This window comes from Scardovia inopinata JCM 12537 (genome assembly GCF_001042695.1).
In the GTDB taxonomy this organism is placed as follows: Bacteria; Actinomycetota; Actinomycetes; order Actinomycetales; family Bifidobacteriaceae; genus Scardovia; species Scardovia inopinata.
The window spans coordinates 616,264-637,058 of the sequence record NZ_AP012334.1 but is presented as its reverse complement, the minus strand read 5'-3'; the positions used below and the strand labels follow the sequence as shown (position 1 = coordinate 637,058).

Genomic DNA, 20,795 nt, shown 5'->3' with positions numbered 1-20,795 from the left:
CGGCTTCTGCCAATTTTTAGCCAATGACATGTCCCATGAAGGTAAAAGTCCCTGCTGCCATGGCAGATATCATGGAAATAAGAGGGATAAGAAGACATATCACCAGATAGACCCAATCCCAAGACCGTAATGTGGTCTGTCTCCAATGAGTCCTTTTATGCTTAGACCCAAAACCCCTCGCCTGCATAGCCGTAGCCAGGGCTGTAGATCGGCGGATGGAGAGAACAAGAAGGGCAAAGCTTTGAGAAATAGAATCTCCTATTTTTGACTTTCCTGCAATCCCCCGAGATCGTCTGGATAAGGAAAGAGCTGCCCAGTCATCGGACATAAGAGAGAAAAGCCTCATCCCTGCCAGTCCCCCATAAACAAAACGGTCAGAAAAATGAAACTGCTGGCATAAGGAATCAGCAAGATCGGTAGGATCCATACCCTGCATCAGACAGAGAGCCGGTACTCCCACCGCAATAATCCGTAAAGCTGTAGACCCAGCCAGGGTCAAAGAGCCCTGAGATATGGTAAGAATTCCCCAATGGACGTAGACTGTTCCCCAGGTCTGCCCATACAAACTGACTGACAGAGCAGAAGTCAAAGATCCCAGGAAGATAATCCAGGATGTTGCAAAAATTCTTTTCCCTCCATAACCTATAACCAGAAGGGCGGTCAAAACAAGCAAGACTGCCACCGAAGCCGACACCAGATCAAGACTGAAAATCATCAGCAGACAGATAAGAATCGCCCCCAATAAGCGGAAAGCTGGATTGAGAGAAGCCAGGACGGCAGAAGGGCTGGTTGGTTTTTTCTCCTCCAACCGTTCCTGGACAGGGGTTACCAGTATTGACGGCGAGGAGGCATTCCCTTCTCCTGTCTGATTTCTTTCACTCTTCCGCCCATCGATGTCTTGCTCTTCGATGTCTTGCCTTTTGATACTCTGTCTTTCGATGTTCTGCCCCTCAAGACTCTGCTCTTCGGTACTCTGCTCTTCCATATTTTCGATCTTGCGTTTTTCTATGTCCTGCCTGGTTCCCAAAAAAATACTTCGGCAACCCAGGCAAGAAAGCAGTTCCGAATCATGAGTAACCATGATGATGCAGACTCCCTGCTGGGCTGTCGACCGAATTGTGTCCACGAGCTGAAGCCAGGTCTGTCTGTCCTGTCCAAAAGTAGGTTCGTCCAGGATGAGGATTTCGGGCTGGGCTGCCAGAGCTGCAGCCACAGTCAGACGGCGCTTTTCCCCTCCGGACAGGGTGTAGGGGTTAGCATCCCAAATCTGATCCAGCTGGCAGGAAGAGAGAATCGTGTCGGCCTGATCTGAGGCTGATTCGCCCTTGTCTCCCAAAGAAAGGAGAATTTCTCCCTTCACGGTGGAAGCAGCAAACTGGTGTTCCGGATTTTGAAATACATATTGGATTCGCGGGGCCAGCTGGGCAGAAGTCCACTTAATCGGCTGGGAATCAGACAGATCCCCCTGTACCTGTCGACTTACCTGGACCTGACCGGATAATGGAGGCAATAAACCAGCCATAGTCAAGGCAAGAGTAGACTTTCCTGCTCCGTTGCTGCCTGTCAGGGCAGTGATTTCTCCCTGGTGAAAAGTCAGATTAATGTTCGAAGCAAGAGCAGTTGTGGTATGGCTGATCGACAAATTCGTGGTTTGCAGAACAGTCTCTGTTTTCTTGCCAGGTCTGGGAGCGTGGCTTTGATGACGAAACTGAGAAGGCACCCACAGCCCCAGAGCATCCAGCCGATCAGCCTGGGAGCGAAAGATCTCTGAAGGATCACCATCAGCCACTATTACTGTGTTCCCTGCCTGCTTGCCCAGAACAATCAGACGGTCAGCAAAATCCAGCCATTTATCAGCCTGATGTTCAACCAGGACCAGAGTAGACCCTTCCTCTTCCACTACCTTCCGGACCGCAGCTCGCACTTCATCAGCGCCTGCGGGATCAATCATGGAGGTAGGCTCATCGAGCAGCAGAGCATCTGGCCGCATGGCAAGCACTCCTGCCAAAGCCAGACGCTGAGACTGCCCTCCGCTTAAATGAGCCACGGATCGATGCCACTCTAGCCCGTCAAGCCCTACCATAGCCAAGTTTTGCCTGACCCGGTCGGTAATTTCATCCCGGTCAACTCCCAGGTTTTCAGGCCCAAAGGCCACGTTGTCCGCCAACCGTTGGAAAACCGTCTGTGCATCAGGATCCTGCATGAGGAATCCACAGCGACCCAGGGCCTGACCTGACGGTACTCCATCAATCAGAACCTTCCCCTGGCTGAATCCTCCTTCTTCATCTTGAGAAACCTGCCTAACCTGACCAGGTACAGATTCATCAGACTTGCTAGTGATATTGGTGATATCTGCACTATCTGACTTGCTTTCCTGACCTGCCCGGCCAATCAGACCTACAATTGCCTGAAGGATCGTCGATTTTCCTATTCCTGATGCCCCCATCAGGAGCACTCTTTGTCCTGGAGCGATGGTCAGACTCAGGTTTCTGACGGCCCATTCCCTGCGGAGGGCTGGTTTATATCCCCACTTATCCAGATGGATTGAGCAGGAATGTTTTCCATGGATCATCGAGAATTCTGCCTGATGATACGCCCAGAAGCAAAACGGTCTAATGCTCCTGTACGAGCAATAGCTACATAAAGAAACCACATAACCAGACCGGCAAGAAGAGCCCCAGACACACAGGTGCAGGTTCCCTCAATCATTTTTTTCGTCAGAGAATCACCCTGCAAATAACCCAGGAAAGCGTAGCCAATATAGCAGGCAAGACCTGACAGGAGGCCAGACAGCGTGCAGGTTAGCCAATTCCAGACCCGGTAAAGGCAGAAGAGGAAAATCAGCTCAGCTCCCAGTCCCTGAATGAGGCCGCTGACAATAGTCTCTGCTCCTCCCCAGGCGTTCCCCAACAGGGCCTCCAGGACAGCGCCTACCAGCTCTGCATAAATAGCAGCTCCCGGTTTTCGCACGATGACAGCAGCAAGGGGACCTGCGAGAAGAAAAACCCCATCGACCAGGCCAATAGTTCCGGGAATGAAGGCGAAGAGAGGCTTTAAAGCTTCATAGACCCAGGATCCGCCCCAATAAACAAAAGCAGAAACTACCCCAATCACAGAAGCAACAATAATGTCAACCACTCGCCACGATAAGCGGCCTGTATGCGGGAGATTATTGGTGGAGTTCGGGCTCAACTGGGGATCCTCAGATATCCTCTTATTGTCAGCCATATTATTATCAGTCATAATGTGCCTTTCTATAAACAGTACATGGAAAAGCACGGGTGAAGGGACAATCCGTACGCCGGCATTACCCGGTAAACGTTCTATCGGTCTTTCTCAGCCTTCCGCCTCACGACGGAAAGCACCCGTGTCGTTCTCTATAATGCCACCGAAGGTGGATAAAAGCGGGCTCGGCAAGATGGAATGGTGAGATGAAATAGCGAGATGGAGTGGCAAGTCGGCTTTTCAGGCAGAGTCTGTTTCGCAGAGTCTATTTCAGAGTCTATCGGTAACGGTATGGTAAAAACTCATGGACTGGAACTTTTTCAACAAGAAAAAAAGCAAAAGCGATCAGGCTGATATTTCTGATGAACTCAAGGATGAAACCACACAGAACAAGGGAATCACAGCCAAGAAGGGGCACCCAACCCCCAAGCGGAACCAGGTCCAGCAAAGCAACCTTCATCCCCTGGTTCCCAAAGACCGCAAGGCCAGCCGGAAGGCGGCCAAGGAGCGGAACCGCCGCCGGCAGGACGCTGAGTATGAAGCAATGCGTACTGGCGATATTACTCACATGCCTGCTGCCGAGCGCCTGCCGCTGCGTATTTATATCCGCGACTATGTAGATTCACGCTGGAATATTGCCGAATTCTTTATGCCTTTTATTTTGGTCATGCTGGTCCTGTCTCTGCTTATTCTTAACTGGATGCCGGTTTTGTCAGTGTGGTTCATGGGCATCATGTATCTATATTTTATTGTTGCCATCGTGGATCTTTTTGTTCTCTGGCACGGCTTGAAAAAGCAGCTGATTAAACGTTATGGCCCCTCCAGCGTCGACAAGCGAATGAGGTCTGGAATGTATGCCACTCAACGAGCCATGAATATCCGCCGATGGAGACTGCCTAAGCCTCGTTATCCCAAGCACAGCGACTACAAGCAGTGGCGGGAAAAAAATATCAGCAAAGATTTATAATTTTCTCCCGCATAGTCCTGCCTGTTTGTAGGATTAGGGCTATGTGCAGACTCCTTGGATTCACCCAGCCCGGCTCCCATGCCACCTTAACCAGTCTTTTAGGCCCTGACCAGGTGGCCGAATACCGTAATATTTCCGTTATTCATAACGACGGATGGGGAGCTTCCCTGATCTGTGATTCCCGCCGCCCATCCCATATCAGCGATGGCGGCGCTCCCAGTCCCGAGTTATATACCAATCTGTATAAATCTACTGAACCAGCCTATAGCGATCCAACTTTCCCTGCCTTTGTTAATCAGGATGCCCGCAGCGGTGTCTTTCACTTGCGCCTGGCTTCCTCCCATCTGCCTTTGATTCTGGAAAATCAGCAGCCCTTCAGCTCTGATGGAATCACTTTCTGCCACAACGGAGATATCTCCGGTGATCAGGGAATCAATATAGTACACAATCCTCATTTGGCGGTCAGCGAAGAAGAGTTGAGGGCAACCGGCGGAAAATCAGATTCAGCCATTTATTTTGCTTATATTCTTCATTATGTGTCAGCTGGAAAATCCTTGCCTGATGCCATATCTTGCGCTGTTCATCAGCTGAGAAAAAACTATCCCCTCTCTTCCTACAATTGCCTGGTTCAAACCGATTCCGAGCTGATCTGCTTGAACGCTTATGGTCATCAGGTAACGTCAAAGAGAATTATTGAGGTTTATCAGGCATACGGCGTCGCCCATAAAGCCCAGGATTACCGGATAATTCGCTACAAAAATCTTCCGCAGGGGGGAATTCTGGTAGCTTCCTCGGGATTCAACCAGCCAGGCGATGAGGGATGGAAGGAATTGGAAAACAATCACATGCTGATCGCCTCCAGCCTTACCGGAGACTATGGAATCAGGCACTTATAAAGCCCAATGGGTAAAGCCCAATGCGGATCAGTGGATCAATAGACCAATAGCTCAACCAACAGACCACTATAGGGCCCGGGCATCGATTCCACGACCCTTTTCAGAATCAGGAAAATCTCTCCTGCCCTACCTACCTTCCAGCTGCAATCAGTTCTTCGCTGACCGTGAAGGGAATTTTTCAGAACCGTGCAGACTTGAGGAGGTTATCAGGATATAGGCGAAAAATCAGCAAACAAACGAAACACCAACAAACAAACAGATCAGCAGCAAGCAAACAGTCAGGAGAAACTATGGTCTCGGATGATACCAGTCAAAAAGCAGCGGACTCTCACAATACCGGGGACGGTCTGAAAAAGAACACGAATCAGCAGGGAAGGTATGACTTTGATTTAGCTGTTATTGGGGCCGGTCCCGGCGGTTATGCTACTGCCCTGAGGGCAGCCGAATTAGGCCTGTCCGTTGCCCTGATTGATAAAGATTCATCCCTGGGAGGAACGTGCCTGAACCGCGGATGCATACCAACCAAAGCGTTGCTGACTGCTGCCCATGCTTGGGATGAGATTAAACATGCCAAATATTGGGGGATTTCTGTAAATCAGGATGCAGTCCAGATAGATACTGCTCAACTCCACCGCCAGAAAATGAAAACTGTGGAAACCATGGTGAAAGGATTGACTTCTCTGGTCACAACCAGAGGAATCACTGCTTTTCATCGTTACGCCAGTCTCACCACCAATCATGAAATCAGCTTGGGCGCAAACGACTCGTCATCATCTCCTTCCCCGGATCATACCGATCATATCAGTGCCGATCAGATTGTCCTAGCTCTCGGTGCAGCTCCTATCCCCTTCCCCTCAGTTCCCTTCTCAGAAACTGTCATGGATTCCAACCGAGCCCTGTCACTGCAAGAAATCCCCTCATCCGTTGCTATTATTGGATCCGGAGCTGTCGCCCTGGAATTTGCCAGCTTCTGGAATTCTCTGGGAAGTCAGGTCACCGTTTTTGTCCGCAAGGACCGTCCCCTGTCTCATGGGGACAGCCATATGTCATCAGCAGTTATGAGGGGACTGAAAAGAGTTGGGATTCGTTTTCTTACCCACACCACGGTGAGTACTATCCAGCCCAACCACAGTCAAGACGGGTCTTCCCGGCAAAGCTCGGCAGGAGCTCTAGTTTTTTATAAGAAAGCTGGAAAAGAGGAAGAAGAAACTCTTGAAGCGGAGAAAGTCCTGGTCGCCATTGGCCGCAGACCTGCAACCGAAGCACCCTGGCTCAAGAAAATTGGTCTTGATAGGGACAAGGATGGTTTTATCAGCACCGATTCCTACGGGCAAACAACTGTTTCGAACCTATGGGCAGTGGGCGATATCCGCAGAGGCCACCAATTAGCGCATAGGGCTTTTTCTCAGGGAATTATTGCTGCCGAGGCAATTGCCTGCCGAAAGGGTCTGTATCCTGCACTGCCTCAGGCTCTTGATGAATTCACGGTGCCCCAAGTTGTGTATTCAACAATTGAAGCCGCCAGCGTAGGGTATACAGCAGATCAGGCAGTGAAAGCTGCTAACGAATTGTCTCCTGCCAGTCCCCTTTTCTGCGATATTGAGGAAACTATCCTTCCTCTCCTGTCTAATTCCCGTGTCCTCATGGAACAATCTTCCGGAAGCATCACCCTGGTCACGGCTCGGCGGGTCAGCGATCCAGAGCAGACTACAATTCTCATAGGCGCGCATATCGCCGGCCCCCGTGCCAGTGAACTGATTGCAGAGGCAGAACAAATCATCGGCAACAGAATTCCCCTGTCTCAAGCGGCAAGCCTTATCCATCCTCACCCTACCCTGAGCGAAGCTCTGGGAGAAGCACTCCTGAAGGCGGATGGGCGCCCCCTTCATGTTCGATAGCTCAAATTCCGGATTTATTGGCCTATTCCAGGTCACTACCATGGAGCCAAAATCAGCCGGAAGTAGCCCGATTCAAGTACACTGGTAAAGGTTATATTTTATTGTCCCCAAACAAGTTACGTATCATGCAGAGGTAAGAATGGCAGACTTGAAACCCCGCAACGCACGCAAGAATACATCTCAATCTACTGGAAGATCCACGTCCAGGCAAGCATCCAGGCAGACTGGACAAGGAAAAAAGACAAAAGACAAGAAGCGCAACCTCTTCCAGCAGATAAAGATGATCTACACCTTTACTAAAAAGGAAGACCCTTCTATCACCTGGTGGATGCTGAGCGGATTCCTTATTCCTGCCCTTCTGGTAATTGCCCTGGGCTTCGTGCTCCGTAACGGCTGGCTGGGCTGGATTCTTAACGTTATTACTGCTTTGCTGCTGGGGTTCCTAGTGATGACTATCATTCTGACCAATCGAAGCGAAACAGCAGGATATAGGCGTTTGGAAGGCCAGCCAGGAGCAACGGGAGCAGTGCTTGACAGTCTGTCGAGCGGAAAGCTGACCGGTAAAGTAGTTCAGTTTACCAAGGAGCCCGTCTGGATAGACCCCAGAACCAAGAACGCCATTTGGCGCGGAACTTCTCTGTACGGCGTATTCCTAGTCGCTGAAGGTCCCAAAGATGCTATGGATCGGGCCATGGATAAGGAAGCGCGAAAAGTGCGCAGGGTCACTCAAGGCTCAGATATTCCTATCTACCGAATCTGCGTGGGTAACGGCAAGGGTCAGGTTCCCCTGAGCAAGCTGCGCAAAGAACTGCGCAAACGCCATAAGATTAAGTTCACTATGGATGAGTTGGATCACGTTAATGATCGTCTACGCACTCTCCAGGGCACATCAGGTCTGCCTATTCCCAAAGGGATTGATCCCATGCGGATGAAGAAAGTCAGCCGTAGAGCCATGAGAGGCAGGTAAGCAGGTGCAGGCTTTAGTTACACATTCTCTGGGAGGATATGCATACGCTCATATGCCGAGACAGCCGTTACGCCTGATATAGCTTGCAATCTCACTATTCAATCCGTGTGAGACGATTTTCCTTTTCTTTGTTGTCCCCCGTCAGCTAGACTGGAGAAACGTAGGCACATACAGCATCACTGAGGTGATGCCCTGCGAAAGGAGCGGTCACATGGCCGACATAAACACAAAAGAAGATGTGGAAGCCCTTATCAAGGCAGAAGAAGTTGAGTACGTTTCTGTGCGCTTCACTGACCTCATTGGCGTCCAGCAGCATTTTACAGTTCCCTCCAGCGAGTTTTTAAAGGACGCCTTCACAGACGGCATGCCCTTTGATGGTTCCAGCGTTCAAGGTTTTCAGGCCATCAACCAATCTGATATGAAGCTGATTCCAGATGTGGCAACGTCCTATATTGATCCTTTCCGCAAACATAAAACCTTAAATGTGGCTTTTTCTATTGTCGATCCCATCACCGATGAACCTTATTCCCGGGATCCCCGTCAGGTAGCCCTTAAAGCTGAGGCTTATCTTAATTCCACTGGCATTGCCGATACTGCAGATTTTGCTCCAGAGGCAGAGTTCTTTATTTTCGACAAAGTCCGTTATGAGAATTCAATGCGACGTTCCTTCTACGAAGTTGATTCCGTTGAAGCTCCTTGGAATTCCGGTGAAGAGTACGAGGAAGATGGCAGTCCTAACGTTGGATTCAAGAATAGGGTTAAGAAGGGCTATTTCCCTGTACCTCCTATTGACCACAGTCAGGATTTGCGCGATGACATGGTTGCCAACCTGCAGAAGGTGGGCTTAATTTTGGAGCGCTCCCATCACGAGGTGGGAGCTGCTGGGCAGCAGGAGATTAACTACCGCTACAACACCCTGACTCATGCCGGCGATGATTTGATGAAGTACAAGTATGTTGTTCATGAGACCGCTTTCCAGGCTGGCAAGGCTGCCACTTTCATGCCTAAACCTGTAGCTGGAGACAACGGCACCGGGATGCACTGCCACCAGTCCCTCTGGAAAAATGGCCAGCCCCTTTTCTACAGTGAAAGCGGATACGGTGGCTTGTCAGATATTGCCCGCTGGTATATTGGTGGCCTGATTAAGCATTCTTCTTCCGTACTTGCCTTTACCAACCCGTCATTGAACTCTTATAAGCGGCTGGTTCCTGGATACGAAGCTCCGGTCAACCTGGTTTACTCTGCCCGTAACCGGTCAGCTGCTATCCGTATTCCTCTGGCAGGCACTTCTCCGGCAGCCAAGCGGATTGAATTCCGAGCTCCTGATCCATCCTGCAATCCCTTCCTGGCCTTCTCCGCCCAACTGATGGCAGGCATGGACGGTATTATCAACCATATTGAGCCTCCCGCTCCGATTGATAAGGATCTGTATGAACTGCCTCCTGAGGAACATGCCCTGGTTAAGCAGGTTCCTGCTTCTTTGGATGAAGCTTTGAACGCCTTGGAGGAAGATCATGACTTCCTGAGTGAAGGCGATGTATTCACCGATGATTTAATCCAAACTTGGATTGATCTCAAGCGTGGTGAGATTGATATGCAACGCCTGGCACCTACTCCCTTGGAGTACGAGCTCTACTTCCATATTTAAATCATTCAGTCTACATAAAGTAGACCGTTTCAGCAGGTGGGTGCTCTCTTGAAGAGAGCACCCACCTGCTTTTTCTTCTCTTTTCTTTCCTCTCCTTCTCTCTTCTTCCCTTCACCCCAAAATCGCAATGCAGACCAGAGTAGGCAGGGTCAGTATATAAACTTTTATACACGCTTTACACACTCCAATCTGCCTTTGTACTCACCTACCCTTCACCCAACTGCAGGTTAAATTTTCTAAAACGGCTCATTCCCTATTGTTTCTTTTTTCTCCTGTGCAGTTGGGTGAGGGGTGATTTCAGAATAAACCGTTTGAGCTTCAAAGAGGGGCAGATAGGAGACAAAATATGCAAAAAATTATGAGAAAAGCGTCTATTTTTGAATAAATACTCAAAATAAACCTTTCCTGGTTTCGGCTGCTATCAGCCGGTCATTTCACCCATATATAGCCATGCTGGCCTTTTTCCGCCAGACTCAAAGAGTGGTTGACAATCGGGTATCTGCCCGGAGTCTTGAAAGTCATTTCCACGAACCCTCCCTGAGCAGCCAAAAGTGGCAGGACTTGAGCTCCGGCCCTGGAATTGTCTTTAAATCTGTAGTTTCCCTCGGTCCAGACAGTGGTGAATTGAGTTCCCACAATATGGAAGGAGAGGGGAAGGTTGGGGCCCGCGTTCATGACCCATATGCGAACTTTCTCACCAACCTGAGCAGTAAGAGGGTGGGCATCGTACTGAAAAGCACGACCGTTAAACATGGTGATATCTGGTTGCATGGCGATAATTTTTGCCGGGTCCGCCATACCCCCATTGGGGCCCAAGTATGCCTCTGACGCAATAAGCACATATTCTTTGCTGACACTGGGGAAACCAGCCTTGGGCTCAATGATTACTGCTCCGTACATTCCGTTGGCTATATGGTTGCTCATTGGCATAGTTGAGCAATGATAAAGCCAAATCCCGGCATGAGACGCGTGGAAAACATAGGTCAGCTTGTGACCTGGTTCGATAGACTTCATCGCCTTATTGGGGGCGGCATCATCCCCAGCATGGAAATCAATGGAATGCGTCATGGACCCTTTGTTGATCAGAGTAATGCGGAAAGTATCTCCTTCTTTTCCACGAAGTATGGGTCCTGGGTTTGATGCGTTGTACTGCATCATTTTTTGAGTGACACCGTCTGCAATGGTTACTTTCTGCTCAGTGACCGTCATAGTCAGTGCTCGCACAGTTCCTGTGGAGGATGTAGACGACGTGGAAGATGGGGAAATTCCTGGGGTGTAGCCCGGCATTTTAGGATTGTATACTGCACTCTTTTTTGCCTGTTTCTGAAGGTCTGCATAAGAAGGTGTGGATACATCCTGATGAGATATCGCGGCGTGGGAAGATGAGGATGAAGAAGATGAGGATGAAGATGGCGTCGAGTCTGAGGACCCAGAAATTTCCTGACCAGATGGAGCAATAGCTTTAATCGTCAACGTCATTCCCATCTGCCTGTGTCCAGTTAGGGAACACCAGCCAGTCAGATTATGAGTGACTACTCCGACCAAAATTCGTGCCCGTGACCCCGGAGAAACTTTTCCACTAGTAGCACCAGTTTCCAGCACCAGATCGTGACTTTGCTCAGCAGTATTGGAGAAGACAATGATTAACTTATTTCCTGCAGGAACTGTAATGATCGAAGGACTGAATGACATTCCATCCGCTCCTACGGAAAGAGCAACCTTTGTAGTTTTCCCTGTCGGCCTGACCGTTGAGGAAGAGGAATTAGAGGAGGAAAAGGAAGAGGAAGCGGGGGAAGAAGAGGAAGAAGTACCCAGGCCTGAGGTATTGCTTATCAGGGCGGTCTGCTGAGCAACAACAGCGGGTTTGATCGCTACGAAAGCAGTGCACACAAACAGAACCACAATCACTGCCCAGACCAACTTGCTGGTGACAGAGAAGAAAGTCTTATGAGAATCAGCATAAGCAAGGATATCTGACCGAGTCATAGTTATCCGCTGTCTGGCCCTATCGCGGGTCAAAGGCTTATTTTGAGCCTTTCTAGCAGCGGCACGTTCAATTTTTTCCCGAAGAAGCAAAGCCTCCTCCTGAGTCTGGCTGCTGTCTTCCTGCTCCTGCTTACTGTCTTTTTTCTGCCAATGTTGATCAACATCTCTCTCTTGACGAGCACGCTTTTGGCGAGCGCGGATTTTCCGCCTGTGAGTAACTGCCAGATTCATTCCTAGAACGCAAGCTAGTAGCAAGAAAAGGGCACCAATGGTGAATCCGTCACCAACCTGCCACAGGAGAGTCAGAGCCTGAATCGTTCCCAGCAAACGCAGAAGAAGTCCCAGATGCATAAGGATTAAAGGCAGCCACAATACAGGGCTATATGGCATCTGACGGCGCAGAATGGAAGGAACGATAACACAGACATGGGCAATCACCATGGATACAGCAAAGCCCAGAGCAAAGGCGTGAATGCTGAAATCAGACCAATAGCCACCCAAACGGTATATACCGACAATCCACACGAGGCTTGCAAGCAAAGCCCAGACATAGCCCAAAAGCATGCAAATTCCCATGAAACCAGTTACACCCTTATATTTCCAGGTTTTGATTGCTGTATCATTCATCAGCATGGTTATCAGCAGGACGGCCATACCAATTCCCAGGAGAGGAAAACCAACAGCCGGAACCATAAGCTGAACCGGCAAAGCCAGAATTGTCATGACACTGGAACCAATCAAGGTTGGCTCCACATAAAGACCCACAAATGATACATGAGCCAATTCCAGTCGTTCTCCCACAATCGTCAGGACCAAGAAAACCATCCACCAGGGAGCCAGGGCAGCTGCATCCAATCCACGAGCCCACAAACTCATGCCACACATGCCGGCAACAGAACCTAGAAGTTGAATAAGAACGGAAACCGAGTGTTGGCGCCGCCAAATCATTACATAAACTGAGCCGAGCATAAGCATGCTTAAAGCCCACAGACTTCCTGGTATGGCCTGCCAGACAGAAGTTACCGGAATAATCCTGGCCATGAGGAGGATCATGGCCACCGTGCCTAAGGCTCCAAGGACAGGAGCGAGAAAACCCCATCGCGGTTTGCGGGGCGACCCTGCTCTGAAAGCAACTCCCCTTTCCAGGCACACAGCAGTCCCCAGAAAACCAAAAGTCATCAAGGCCCCGTGAGCATCAGCCAAAGGGAAACGGGTAGCTATGAAGGGAATGTTTGACCGCGCGAAGGCTCCGGCCAAACCAGCTAGGGCTGCAAAGCCTACGAATAAGAGCAAAATCAGCCGCTGCCAGGGGAAGGCCACCTGACGTCCGGATTTATTGAAAGTATTCATTTTTATGCTCCCCGGTGAGATGCGGTTGTCTTCTCGACTTGTGACGGAAAAGAGCGTGCTTTAGCTTTAGCATTAGCTTTAGCTTTAGCATTATCATTAGTTTGGCCATCAACCTGAGAAATGCCCTTGCCTGATCGTTGCTGCCTGTCCCCCTGCTCAACCTCCTCAGATTGAGCCCTCTTCATCAGCTGATTCACAATGCTCGTAAAAGATTCGGCCAGAGGAGAGTTGTCAAGGCTCCCCTTCTCAGTGAGAACAGCAGGACGTCCGCTCTCCCCCTTTTCCCTTATTTGCGGGTCAAGCGGCAGTTGAGCCAGCAAAGGCACGCGATAGCCCAGATCATGGGTCAGCTGGCGGCTAACTCTCTGGCCACCTCCCTGCCCAAAGATCTCCAGTCTCTGACCCTGGTAGTCATACCAGGACATATTCTCAATCACTCCAGCCAGGCGGAGGGGGAGCTGGAGACTGACAAGCCCGGCCCGAACGGCAATATCTGAGGCTGAAGGCTGAGGCGTAGTAACTACAATCATCTCAGCATTGGGCAAGGCTTGAACCACAGTAATAGTCATGTCCCCTGTTCCAGGCGGCAGATCGATTACCAGTACGTCCGGCTGACCCCACCAGACATCAGACAGGAACTGCTCCAGGGATCGCTGCAAACGGGGGCCCCGCCAGAGTATTGCCCGTTCAGACCCGGCGAACATGCCTATTGATATCAGTTTGACCCCCCAGGCTTCCATTGGCATCAGCATCCCATTGAGATTGGTGGGACTGCCGGATATACCGAAAAGTCTGGGCAAAGAAAAACCATAAATGTCCGCGTCAATAACAGCGGTGCTGTAACCCATAGCTGCAAAAGTGGCGGCAAGATTAGCTGAGACAGCTGATTTCCCTACTCCCCCTTTGCCTGAAGCTACTGCAAAAATTCGGGTCTTCACGCCCTTTTTATGGAAAGGATTCTCCTGCCGGGCTTCCTTTAGTTCCGTCACCAGATCGTTGAGCTTTTCTTTGCTCATGGTATCGACCTGGGTGCTTACAGTCAGATGGGCGGCGGTATAGGTATGAACAGCATTTTTTATACCGGCTATAATGGTATCGCTCAAAGGGCAGCCGGGAACGGTCAGCTCAATGTGGACAGTAACCAAGTAGTACGGTCGTTGAGTCTGATATTGAGATTCTGGATCCGAGCGCGGCTGGGGATCTTTATTAAGCTGGCTATTAAGCTGACTAAAGGTTGGTTTGCCTTCACATGGATTTACCTCAATGCCTACAACCATATTCAGATCGGTTATGCTTCGGCCCAGTTCAGGGTCTATAACAGTAGACAGGCGCCGGAAAATATCGTCCTTAATGGTCTGGCGGAATTCCATTTCCTTATCAGACATGTATATACCTCAATCTCATTCGAAAAGTTTCCCCTTGTTCCGAAAAGCAGCCAGGCAGAGCTTACACCTGTCGCCTTCTTTTATAGTTAATAGCTATCCATTTATGCATTATTTACATTTATGGATTTTTATGCTTCCTCATACTGGCCCGTTTCCAGCAGGGCCTTAAACTGATCTTCATCCAGCATTGGTATTCCCAGCTCTTGAGCCTTGACAGCCTTAGAGCCAGCTGATGCCCCCACGACCACATAGGACGTTTTTTTGCTGACCGATCCCGAGGCCTTGCCTCCTCGTTCCTCAATGGCTTCCTTTGCTGATTCCCTGGAAAAGTCTTCCAGGGTTCCGGTAACAACCACTGTTTTTCCTGTCAACGTCTGCTCAGCTGTATTTTCTTCAGCCGCCTGCTGACCTATGCCGGCAGCAGTCCAGGAGCGCAGAATCTTCCCCCTCCAATCCTGAGGGTCCCGAGCATGAGAAAACCAGCGTTCAATCGACTGAGCTATCTCTTCTCCCACTCCATCTACCTGCAAAAGATCCTCAACAGATGCCTGAGACAAGGCCTGAAGAGTCTTAAATTTCCTGGATAGAAGTCTGGCGGTGGGGGCACCTACATGTCGGATGGACAGGGCCACCAGAACCCGCCACAAATCAGCACGCTTAGCCTTGTCAAATTCTTCGAACATGGCCAGAGTGGTGCGTGAAGGCTGAGCGTCGCTGATTTTCTGTCCTTTTTTAGGCAGATTAAAAAAGGCAGGCTGCTGAGTCCACAAACCAGATCCTCCCACATTTCTGTGGATCTTATGGGTCGTCCCCGTCTGGGGATCTTCTACATAGGAAACTTCCACCAGGGGAATTTCGTGCCAAGTACGCACCTGACGGAGATCTTCCGGTTTCAGCGAGAACAGATCAGCTTCGCTGGTCAGAACCGGCTGCTGGGGATCAGGCAGCTGCAAACCCTCCGGAGGCTGATAATCCGGAGTTTCCTGGCCAGGCTTCAACAGAATCTCCTTCTTATCCGGATAGTATTCAGCAACCGAATCAGGCCTGTTATTCTCCGGGTTAGTCAAAGCCAGGGCAGACTGTTCACCTAAGTGCTCAATATCAAAGGCCTGACGTGAAGCTAAATGAAGAACACGGTTAGCGAGCTGAGCCGGGCAGGATTCCACATTGGGACAGCGGATATCCTTGTCTCCCTCCTTCTCTGGAGCCAGGAGGGCTCCGCACGAAGGACAAGTTTTTGGCATAAGAAAGGGCCGCAATTGGCTCTTCCTGTCCGGCCGCGCTGCCACAACCGGTCCCACCAATTCAGGAATTACATCTCCAGCCTTGCGAACCACCACCAGGTCCCCTATCAAAATTCCTTTTCTCTCCACCTCATAAGCATTATGGAGAGTTGTACGGGAAACAGTCGATCCGGCCACTTTCACCGGCTTCAGATGAGCAACAGGGGTAACGCGGCCAGTTCTGCCCACCTGTACCGTAATGTCAATCAGATCGGTGTTAACTTCTTCGGGAGGATATTTATAAGCGGTTGCCCATCGGGGTGCACGGGCGGTAGAACCAAGTCGGCGTTGGAGGGCCAGGTCATCGATCTTGACCACAATCCCATCCAGGGCGTGCTCAATGGAATACCGATGTTCCCCGTAATAGGAGATCATATCAGTAATATCTGTAAAGGACCTTGCTTGCCGTGTATGGGTGGACACAGGAATCCCCCAGGCAGCATACAAATCATAGGCTTGAGACTGGCGCTCAATGCTGGGATGGTTACTTCCCTGAGGCCAAACCAGGGATCCTATCCCGTGGGCATAAAAGCTGAGATGCCTGCTGGCAGTGATGCGCGGATCCTTTTGCCGCAGAGATCCGGCAGCTGCATTGCGGGGGTTGGCAAAAGGAGCTTTGCCTTCCCTTTCTGCCTGGTCATTCAGACGGGTGAAATCATCAAAACGCATAAAGACTTCTCCCCTGATTTCCACCAGATCAGGAATGTCTTCCGCCTTCCCTGTCAGCTGAGTGGGAATGGAAGATATAGTACGAACATTCATGGTGATATCTTCACCAACAATCCCATCCCCCCGGGTCAGGCCCTGTTCCAGGATTCCCTTGCGATATATCAGATTTAGGGCCAAACCATCAATCTTCACTTCACAGGTCATGGGCAGGGGTTGGGAAGAAGGCCATTCCAGATCATCCCTGACCCCCTGGTACCAGGATTTCAATTCTTGCAAGGAAAAAACATCATCCAGACTCATCATGGGGGAAGGATGACGGACAGAAGCAAAATCGTTGGAGAAGGTCCCTCCCACCCTGTGAGTGAGAGACTGGGGATTATCCAGCTGGGGAAAGTGTGCCTCCAGCCTTTGCAGAGTCTTCATGCGCTCGTCATAAGCCGCATCGGAGGAGATAGGAGAATCATTGACATAGTAAGCAAGCTGATCATCCTCAACCCAGGAAGCCACCTTTGCCCACAGATGCGCTGCCTGGCTGGTATCCAGGTCAGCCACATTCAGATCCTTGAGTTTTTGTGCGTCAGCATCGGTACGTTCCAATGAATCGATAAGATCTGTCAGGCTCATGTTTTTATCCTATTCCAAAGGGGACTGAAAATTCAATACCTACCTTGCGTGATTTCTTCACCCGTAGTTTAAAAGTTACGCATTGAGAGAGCGCAATACCTGGATTCTCCTAGCTTTCATGGAATATTCCTCTGCGGAGGCCATGCGGGCGGAAGAGATCAGCAGGGTTTTGGCAGGTACGAAAAGCCGATTATTAACACAAATACGGGCTGCCTGATTGACAATCTGTTGAACCTGAGGATTGGGCCAAATAGGGATATCATGTTCCTCCAGGACTTTTCTAGCCTCTTGCTCATTGTGGGGAAGAATCAGATCCTGAGAACGGGCTCGATCCATCAGCTCATCCAGCTCAACCTGCAAATTGAAACTGCGGCTGCGACTGATATCGGAACTCATAATATAGGCAGCGGCTGCCACATCGAATTCATCTCTCATCCAGGCAGCGTAAGCCATGCGATAGTAGCCAAAAGCAGCATCGCTGCTGTCCTGGGCAATATTGACAGCATTCAGAGTGGCGGCAAAGGCAGAGTCCCAGTCCTCGATCAGAGCCAGTCCCACCGCCTGACGCAGATGAACCATGGTATAGGAAGGAGCATAAGAAACGGCCTTGTTCAGGTGCTTAACCGCCTCTTTGGGCTTGCCCATGGTAAAAAGAACATCTGCAATTCGGTAATGAGCCATAAAGAGTTCATCAGGAATGAGCACTGTTTTTTCATCAGGAAGGGCGAACATATGGTTGTAGATTACCCGATCAGCATATGAATTGAAATACCGGGGAACAATGCCTTCATAAGCAAAATGCTGATCCAGCTTGTCAATTGCTTCCTGCTGATTTTTTAAGGCCTGGCTGAAATCCCCTGCTTGTACAAGATCATTAGATTTTTCTCTGGTTGCTTCAAAATCCCTGACCCACCTTAAGTCAAGCTGAGGAATCTCAGCACCGTCTATCAAGGCCGTAGTCACCTTGCCGGCCTGGCCCTTCAATTCAGGATCGGCAATCCCATCCACATAAGCCATAACAGCCTGTGCCTTGTCCACACTGGACACATGCCTGTTGGCTGTAATTTTGCTGATTTGCTCCTGAGCCCACTGAAGAATATCTTCCCTTTGAATAGCCATGCCCAGGCTGTCAGGAGTAGCTAAAGCCTCTGCCGTCGGAGAGTCAAACTGACGCTCCACCATCTCCGGCTCATCATGAGCACCATGAGGAGAAAACTGATCATCGTGAATATTAACAGTCGGAGGAATCTCCTGAAGTTTGCCCTGATCATCAGGTTCCATAGCAGCGTCAAAATGCTGGTAAAAGCGCCGGGGATCCTGTAAACCCAATTCTTTGAGCAGGGGAAGAAAATCATCCCTGGTGAAAGTAACAGTTGTCAAAGGGATAAGAGGAAGACCACTGTCTTCGCTGGAATCCGCCGAAATAGCCGTTCTCGTTTCAGGACGGAAAGAGATGGTGAACCCTTCCTGATCATCACTGTCGTCAGACTTTCCCCCGCTTGAATCTTCTTGACTACCGGTCATGGGGCTGTCTGAGTTCTGTTCTGATGAACGAGTATCTGATGAAGAATCTGGTTCCCTGTTTATGGCTTCTGCTGCCTGTTTAGCAGACTGATCCTTCCTGTTTTCAGCTAGAGCCTGTTTCTCCATGGCATCAAGATCCACATCCTTCATCATTTGAGCGAAAGTGGAGTTGATTTCTTCTTGGGACTGGCCCAAAGGTTCGTTCATATCTCCCTGCTGACCCTGCCCTGGAATAGCCATCCCAGCCTGAGATCCATGCAGATCGCCATCCTTGGGATCTGACTTCTTCTCTGATTCATCGCTGTCAGTAGTATCCAAAAGAGACAGAGGGAAGGAGTCCTGACCGTGCATGCTGCGCAGCCTTTTCCTCATATTTTCAAAGGAAGCCAGGAGCTTCTCCACCACTCCCTGAGCCATTTGAGCCCGCTGACGGGCTTGTTCTTCCAACCCCAGGGTATCGAGACGGATAGAAACTTCCTTAATATCGTCGCCAGCACCAAAAGCCAGGGTGGCCAGGATGATTCCCAGGCGCAGATTGTAATCAGTGCTCATGGCGTCTCGTTCTGCCTCACTATATTTTTTCCAGGGGCTGCCATCCTTTTCTTGATTGTGAGGATCTGCATAGGTCAGAGGCATGGTCCAGGACGAAGCCACAGTAAAGGCGATGGCTGCCTTGCCTTCTTGACGGTTAGCCCGGAAGGTGGCGTCATAGCGGAAGGGCATCCTCAGATAACTAATAAGGCGGGCCAAAGTCTGCCGGTAGGACCATTCAGTCCCGTCTTCGCTCTGACATTTCCTGGCAGCACCCTGAGCAAGACGGAAAAGGTCTTCCACAGAGTTGACTTCTTCCACAGTCTGGGCCAAATCGTCGGGGTCAGACATCAGATAGAGATGAGAATATGGTTCCTTATCGTCTGAATCATCAGTTCCATGAGAATCGTCCTGATCTGCTGCATTCACAGAGGCGAATCCCTGCACATCTGCATCAGCTTGAGGGTCTTCTGCATAGTCTGAATCCTCAGGGTCGGTATACTCATCAACAGGAAAAGTAGAGAGGGCATTAAAAGCAGGGTTTTTCAGCAAGGCCGCGTCTAAAGCAGCAACCTGGGGGGCAGTCAGGTACTCTTCTGTTGCCCGGTTACCATGATTATCGCTGATTTCAATCACATCGCTAACCAGACGAATCCTGTTGACAGCACTTTCCAAACGAATAGCATCCATGGCCGGGATTAAATCCAACCCATCCCAAACCATGATGAAAAGCTGAGTATCTTTATTGCTGACCAGCTCTTCAGGTTCTTTGCCATGCTCGGCTTCCAGTCCCGGAATCTGCTCAAAAGCTCCTGCATCGGCAAAGAGGGTCAGGGCGTATTCCTGCACTCCGGATACTGTCAGATGAGCTTGATCCAGCTTCTCTACATCCGCTTTTATGCTGCGCATGGCACTAAGGGGAGCCTGCCTGCTCAAGCGGTAAGAGACATCACCCAGTCCGTAAAGAGGATTGATCCCCTGGCTGAGGGGATAGAGAGCAAGCTCGAAATAGGCGATAGTCATAATATCTTTGTAAGGCAGCTGAAATTTCAGATGGTCAGGAAGATCAGCCACAGTCTGTTCCAGAGTAAAATAACCATCGAATTCCAGCCAGTTGGAAGCCCACTGTCCCTCTTGACTGCGGGGATCGGTTATGATGACCACTCCCCTCTGGCACATGAGGGTATCGTCGTCTCCGCCGCTACTGGGAGGCTGGGGACCTTCCAAACGAACACGCTGTATTGGCTGGCGGGACTGACGGACAAAACTCAGCAGGGGTTTCCCGGTAATCAATCCATTGCCAGAGCCATCACTGTCCCCATCGGCAAACTGTTTTTCCGCTCCCTGATCATAAAGAAAACTCTGGCCTAGGGCTGAGTCCCAGTCATGGGCTGTAAAAATATTGCCCTCAGAATCGCAGAAAGCCATGGGAACAATATGGTCTGAGTCCGGGAAAAATCCGAGTATGGCAGGAGCAAAACCGGAAGTGATTCCTAGATCATCAGCGGGATCCTCTCCCCCCTGGGCGGAAGAAGAAGCGAACAAATCCATATCGCACCAACCGGCCTGGTCAAAGGGGAACGAATCCCTGTGCGGAAGATCTGGCATAATATGCCTGTCAACGTCTTGAGGGATGGTAAATGCAGTCCATCGGCTTCCTGGAATGCGGCCAGGAATCTCCACGGCATCAGGAGCGGAAGAAGTATCGGGAGACGGTGAGTCTGAAGGCGGGACGGTGCTGTGGCTGGCCGGTTCCTGGACACGCTCACGCTCAGACCCGTCGTCCGCCTTACGGTCTGGATGATGTCCAAAAAAACTGTGTGAAAATAGAGACATATTCTC

General features: G+C 50.2%; 11 protein-coding genes. 5 read left to right on the top strand and 6 right to left on the bottom strand.

Going from position 1 to position 20,795, the window contains the following annotated elements:
• Positions 1-16: 16 nt before the first annotated feature.
• Both SCIP_RS02520 and SCIP_RS02515 read right to left on the bottom strand, forming a co-directional pair.
• On the bottom strand, positions 17-2,572 hold the full coding sequence (locus tag SCIP_RS02520; RefSeq protein WP_040590533.1) for an ATP-binding cassette domain-containing protein: 2,556 nt from the start codon (positions 2,570-2,572) through the stop codon (positions 17-19).
• On the bottom strand, positions 2,569-3,243 hold the full coding sequence (locus SCIP_RS02515; protein WP_231287960.1) for an ECF transporter S component: 675 nt from the start codon (positions 3,241-3,243) through the stop codon (positions 2,569-2,571). The genes SCIP_RS02520 and SCIP_RS02515 overlap by 4 nt, the downstream gene beginning before the upstream one ends.
• Before the next feature lie 286 nt (positions 3,244-3,529).
• Between SCIP_RS02515 and SCIP_RS02510 the strand changes: the two genes are divergently transcribed.
• The 5 genes from SCIP_RS02510 to glnA all read left to right on the top strand — a co-directional run bounded on the left by SCIP_RS02510 (position 3,530) and on the right by glnA (position 9,601).
• The gene (locus tag SCIP_RS02510; RefSeq protein WP_006292952.1) at positions 3,530-4,192 is read left to right on the top strand and encodes a DUF3043 domain-containing protein; all 663 of its coding nucleotides are present in this window, start codon (positions 3,530-3,532) and stop codon (positions 4,190-4,192) included.
• Between the two features lie 41 nt (positions 4,193-4,233).
• Positions 4,234-5,088, top strand: a complete 855-nt coding sequence (locus tag SCIP_RS02505) for a class II glutamine amidotransferase (RefSeq protein WP_040590531.1) — start codon at positions 4,234-4,236, stop codon at positions 5,086-5,088.
• 290 nt (positions 5,089-5,378) lie between these two features.
• Complete coding sequence (locus SCIP_RS02500; protein ID WP_006292950.1) at positions 5,379-6,986, top strand: dihydrolipoyl dehydrogenase family protein; 1,608 nt, start codon at positions 5,379-5,381, stop codon at positions 6,984-6,986.
• Positions 6,987-7,125: 139 nt separating this feature from the next.
• A complete protein-coding gene (locus tag SCIP_RS02495; protein ID WP_006292949.1) occupies positions 7,126-7,953 on the top strand; it encodes a DUF4191 domain-containing protein in 828 nt (275 codons plus the stop codon).
• A gap of 211 nt (positions 7,954-8,164) precedes the next feature.
• Entirely contained in the window at positions 8,165-9,601 is a 1,437-nt protein-coding gene (gene glnA, locus SCIP_RS02490; RefSeq protein ID WP_006292948.1) for a type I glutamate--ammonia ligase, read from the top strand.
• Positions 9,602-10,030: 429 nt separating this feature from the next.
• Here the strand turns inward: glnA and SCIP_RS02485 are convergent, their stop codons facing one another.
• From SCIP_RS02485 to SCIP_RS02470, 4 genes are all read right to left on the bottom strand, one after another.
• On the bottom strand, positions 10,031-12,937 hold the full coding sequence (locus tag SCIP_RS02485; protein WP_040590528.1) for a multicopper oxidase domain-containing protein: 2,907 nt from the start codon (positions 12,935-12,937) through the stop codon (positions 10,031-10,033).
• Positions 12,938-12,939: 2 nt separating this feature from the next.
• Positions 12,940-14,307, bottom strand: a complete 1,368-nt coding sequence (locus SCIP_RS02480; RefSeq protein ID WP_006292946.1) for an Mrp/NBP35 family ATP-binding protein — start codon at positions 14,305-14,307, stop codon at positions 12,940-12,942.
• 143 nt (positions 14,308-14,450) lie between these two features.
• A complete protein-coding gene (ligA, locus tag SCIP_RS02475; RefSeq protein WP_006292945.1) occupies positions 14,451-16,898 on the bottom strand; it encodes an NAD-dependent DNA ligase LigA in 2,448 nt (815 codons plus the stop codon).
• Between the two features lie 75 nt (positions 16,899-16,973).
• Positions 16,974-20,789 carry a tetratricopeptide repeat protein gene (locus SCIP_RS02470; protein ID WP_050752366.1) on the bottom strand — a complete coding sequence of 1,272 codons (3,816 nt, stop codon included), beginning with the start codon at positions 20,787-20,789 and terminating at the stop codon, positions 16,974-16,976.
• Positions 20,790-20,795 lie beyond the last annotated feature (6 nt).

What these genes read in the sequence shown, in the direction of transcription:
- ligA (WP_006292945.1), bottom strand. Translation starts at nt 16,898, where the DNA reads ATGAGCCTGACAGATCTTATCGATTCATTGGAACGTACCGATGCTGAC.
- SCIP_RS02520 (WP_040590533.1), bottom strand. Translation starts at nt 2,572, where the DNA reads ATGATCCATGGAAAACATTCCTGCTCAATCCATCTGGATAAGTGGGGA.
- SCIP_RS02485 (WP_040590528.1), bottom strand. Translation starts at nt 12,937, where the DNA reads ATGAATACTTTCAATAAATCCGGACGTCAGGTGGCCTTCCCCTGGCAG.
- SCIP_RS02495 (WP_006292949.1), top strand. Translation starts at nt 7,126, where the DNA reads ATGGCAGACTTGAAACCCCGCAACGCACGCAAGAATACATCTCAATCT.
- SCIP_RS02510 (WP_006292952.1), top strand. Translation starts at nt 3,530, where the DNA reads ATGGACTGGAACTTTTTCAACAAGAAAAAAAGCAAAAGCGATCAGGCT.
- glnA (WP_006292948.1), top strand. Translation starts at nt 8,165, where the DNA reads ATGGCCGACATAAACACAAAAGAAGATGTGGAAGCCCTTATCAAGGCA.
- SCIP_RS02505 (WP_040590531.1), top strand. Translation starts at nt 4,234, where the DNA reads ATGTGCAGACTCCTTGGATTCACCCAGCCCGGCTCCCATGCCACCTTA.
- SCIP_RS02480 (WP_006292946.1), bottom strand. Translation starts at nt 14,307, where the DNA reads ATGGAATTCCGCCAGACCATTAAGGACGATATTTTCCGGCGCCTGTCT.
- SCIP_RS02515 (WP_231287960.1), bottom strand. Translation starts at nt 3,243, where the DNA reads ATGACTGATAATAATATGGCTGACAATAAGAGGATATCTGAGGATCCC.
- SCIP_RS02500 (WP_006292950.1), top strand. Translation starts at nt 5,379, where the DNA reads ATGGTCTCGGATGATACCAGTCAAAAAGCAGCGGACTCTCACAATACC.
- SCIP_RS02470 (WP_050752366.1), bottom strand. Translation starts at nt 20,789, where the DNA reads ATGTCTCTATTTTCACACAGTTTTTTTGGACATCATCCAGACCGTAAG.